Here is a 3,399-nt window from a genome sequence, read left to right on the forward strand (position 1 = left end):
GCTTATACCAAGGCACCGGGTGGTTGCAATATAGGTAGTCGTCCGATTGACCTTCACCTAAAAGGATTCGAAGCTCTTGGAGCAGTTAATACTGTAAATGATGATGAGATTGCGATTGTAGCTAAAAATGGACTTGTAGGAACAGAAATTTATCTTGATTTTCCATCAGTTGGAGCAACCCAAAATATTATGATGGCAGCTTGTCTTGCTAAGGGTAAGACTACCCTAGAAAATGCTGCAAAGGAGCCAGAAATAGTTGACCTTGCATCTTTTCTTTCAAAAATGGGGGCAAACATCAAGGGCGCAGGTACATCTACAATTGTAATTGAAGGTGTAGAAAAACTTACAGGTACTCGACACACTATTATTCCAGATAGGATTGAAGCAGCTACTTATATGACAGCTGCAGCGATGACTAGGGGTGAGGTTTTAATTAATAACGTAATAGGTTCTCACATTAGACCTGTAATAGCAAAACTTGTGGAGATGGGTGTAGATGTAGAAGAAATCGAGGATGAGGATAAGATAATTGTAAAGGCACCAAAAAGACTAAAGTCAACAAATATCCAGACCCTACCATATCCTGGTTTTCCAACAGATGCTCAAGCTCAATTTATGGCTCTCATGACAGTTTGTGAGGGTGAAAGCAGGATCCAAGAAACTGTTTTTGAAAATAGGTTTATGCACGTTGAGGAACTTATGAAAATGGGTGCGGTTATTGCTACTTCAGGAAATAGAGCAACTATAGCAGGTGTTAAGCAACTTCACGGTGCTGATGTAAAAGCAACTGACCTTAGGGCAGGTGCAGCCCTTGTAATGGCTGGTCTTGTCGCAAAGGGCACTACTAGGGTTTTTGATATCTATCATATAGATAGGGGATATTCAAACTTAGTTGAGAAATTAACTAAACTCGGCGCTGATATAAAGAGAGTAACGGTAGAATAATAATGAAATTAGAAGGCATAGTAACTAACATTAGGTATAGGAATGATGAAAGCGGTTATAGCGTAATGACGCTTGAAACTCTTGATTCTGATATAACTATTGTTGGGACTATGCCCTTTTTTAATGAAGGCGATAGGATAGAAGTAGAAGGTGATTTTACTTTCCATGATAAGTACGGAGAGCAAATAAATGTCAAGAATGTAAGACTCAAAAAGCCTTCAGACAAAGAATCTATAATAAAGTATCTTTCAAGTGGAAATATTAGGGGAATTGGCAAAAAAACTGCCGAGGCAATTTATGATGTTTTTGGGAATAATTCTTTGGATATCTTATATAAAAATCCTGATATGCTTTTGAAGGTAGAGGGAATTGGCAAAAAGAAACTCGCTGATATTAAAGAATCTGCTGAAGAAACTAGGGATTCTAGGAGGAGTTTAGAATTTCTTCAAAGTCTTAGGATTTCTTATAATTTATCCATGAAAATTTATAATAAGTATGGAGAAAATACCATAGATATTGTAAAGTCTAATCCTTATAAGTTAATTGAAGATATTAAAGGAATTGGTTTTAATATGGCAGATGCCTTGGCACGCAACATGCAAATGGAAACAAATTCTGCCTTTAGGATATCAGCTGGTTTGACTTATGTAATTGAATATGAGGCAGATTTTAACGGCCATACCAGTCTTGAGATGTCACAGCTTGTAGATGAAGCAAGTAAACTTTTAAAGGCTGATAAAAACTTGATAGAGGAACAAATTCAAGAGGATATCTTATCTGGGAAACTTGAGCTTGTTGAAATTGACGAAAAATCCTATGTTTATTCTAGAAGCCTTTATAAGGCAGAGAAATCTGTTGCCATGAATCTTGCAAAAAAAATCAAGGAAGCTTACATTTTTGATGTTACGATAAATGAAGATTTAAGAGCTTATTCTGATGAGCAAAAACAAGCCATTGAGGCTGCCTTTAATAATATGCTTTTGGTCATAACTGGTGGACCAGGTACAGGAAAAACTACAATAATAAATGCTATTACAAGTATTTTAGATAAGAATGAATTATCTTATGCCCTTGCAGCACCTACAGGAAGGGCAGCAAAGCGTATGCAAGAAGCAACCGACAGTGAGGCCAATACTATCCACAGGCTAGTTGGAATAAGGCCAGATATGCCTATAGCTGAATACAACGAAGAAAATCCAATCGAAAAAGACTACATTATTGTAGATGAGATGAGTATGGTTGATATTTTCTTGATGAAAAGTTTACTAGATGCTATTGGTGAATCTACTGCTCTTATTTTAGTTGGTGATAGCGACCAATTGCCATCAGTAGGTCCAGGAAATGTTTTGTCGGACCTTTTAAATTCAAAAGCCAAGTCGATAAGGTTAAAGAAAATATTTAGGCAGGCTGGAGAGTCCAATATTATTGTCAATGCTCACAGGATTAATGAGGGCCAATACCCAATCCTAAACCAACCTGACAAGGATTTTTTCTTTATAGATACAAGTAGGGTTGATTTTAACCAAGCCTTGTTGGCTCTTATAAAAGACAGGTTGCCTAATTTTTATAAGTTTGACCCAGTCAAAGATATTCAGGTTTTAGCCTTATCCAGAAAGACTCAATGGGGAGTAGATGCCAAAAATAAGGCCATCCAGGCATCAATAAATAAAGAAAAATTATTCTAATTAACATATTAGCATATCAAATAAAAGGAAGCAATTAATAAAGAAAAATTATTTCTAAAATTAAATGACAGGACATTTAAACTTCACGATAAGGTCATGCAGGTTAGAAATAACTACGATTTAAAGGCTATAAACAACGTTTCAAACGACGATGGAGTCTACAATGGAGATATAGGTATCATAACCGATATAGATACCAACGAAGAGAGTCTTAAGGTTGAATTTGATGATGGAAAAATTGTCAAATATAAAAAAGAAGATATAAAAGATTTGGACTTATCTTACGCAATCACAGTTCACAAGTCCCAGGGATCTGAATTTAAATGTGTGATTATTCCTATGATGCAGGTGGCACCTATGCTTTTAACTAGGAACTTGCTTTATACTGGAGTAACCAGAGCAAAAAAACTTGTGATTTTACTTGGAGAAAAGGTCTATATTAAAAAAATGGTTGACAATAACAGATCAAATGACAGAAATTCTAACCTTTCTTATTGGATAAATGAAATGGAGAAAATCCTTGCTGATTGATTGTTTGTTTTTAGATAAAAATACCTGCACATTTTGCCAAAGCGAATACATTTATAAGTATGGTCTTTGCAGGGATTGCTATGAAAAATTAGACTATGTTGATAACAAGTTTTTGCTAGGAGATTATGAGTGCCATGCTATTTATTTTTATAATGAGTTTTTTAAAAAATTAATTGGTCTTTATAAATTTGAAAGAAGGACTGAATTTTCAAGGATTTTATCTGATATAGTTTATGAT

3 protein-coding genes and 1 pseudogene are annotated in these 3,399 nt (G+C 35.0%); all 4 read left to right on the forward strand.

The window, feature by feature from the left end; translation table 11 throughout:
* Positions 1-945 (forward strand): UDP-N-acetylglucosamine 1-carboxyvinyltransferase (gene murA / locus RQ907_RS08175; RefSeq protein ID WP_311492880.1); only part of this gene is annotated, 945 nt, incomplete at its 5' end.
* Between the two features lie 2 nt (positions 946-947).
* The gene (locus tag RQ907_RS08180) at positions 948-2,630 is read left to right on the forward strand and encodes an AAA family ATPase (RefSeq protein ID WP_311492881.1); all 1,683 of its coding nucleotides are present in this window, start codon (positions 948-950) and stop codon (positions 2,628-2,630) included.
* A gap of 33 nt (positions 2,631-2,663) precedes the next feature.
* Positions 2,664-3,161 (forward strand): ATP-dependent RecD-like DNA helicase, encoded by a 498-nt coding sequence (locus RQ907_RS08185; RefSeq protein WP_311492882.1) that lies wholly within the window; start codon positions 2,664-2,666, stop codon positions 3,159-3,161.
* Positions 3,151-3,399, forward strand: a pseudogene (locus RQ907_RS08190) (ComF family protein); the annotation flags it as partial. The gene RQ907_RS08185 and the pseudogene RQ907_RS08190, both read left to right, overlap by 11 nt.

It is taken from the genome of uncultured Anaerococcus sp. (genome assembly GCF_963510575.1).
In the GTDB taxonomy this organism is placed as follows: Bacteria; Bacillota; Clostridia; order Tissierellales; family Peptoniphilaceae; genus Anaerococcus.

Excerpts from the sequence above, each read along its gene's own strand:
- RQ907_RS08180 (WP_311492881.1), top strand. The coding sequence starts at position 948 with ATGAAATTAGAAGGCATAGTAACTAACATTAGGTATAGGAATGATGAA.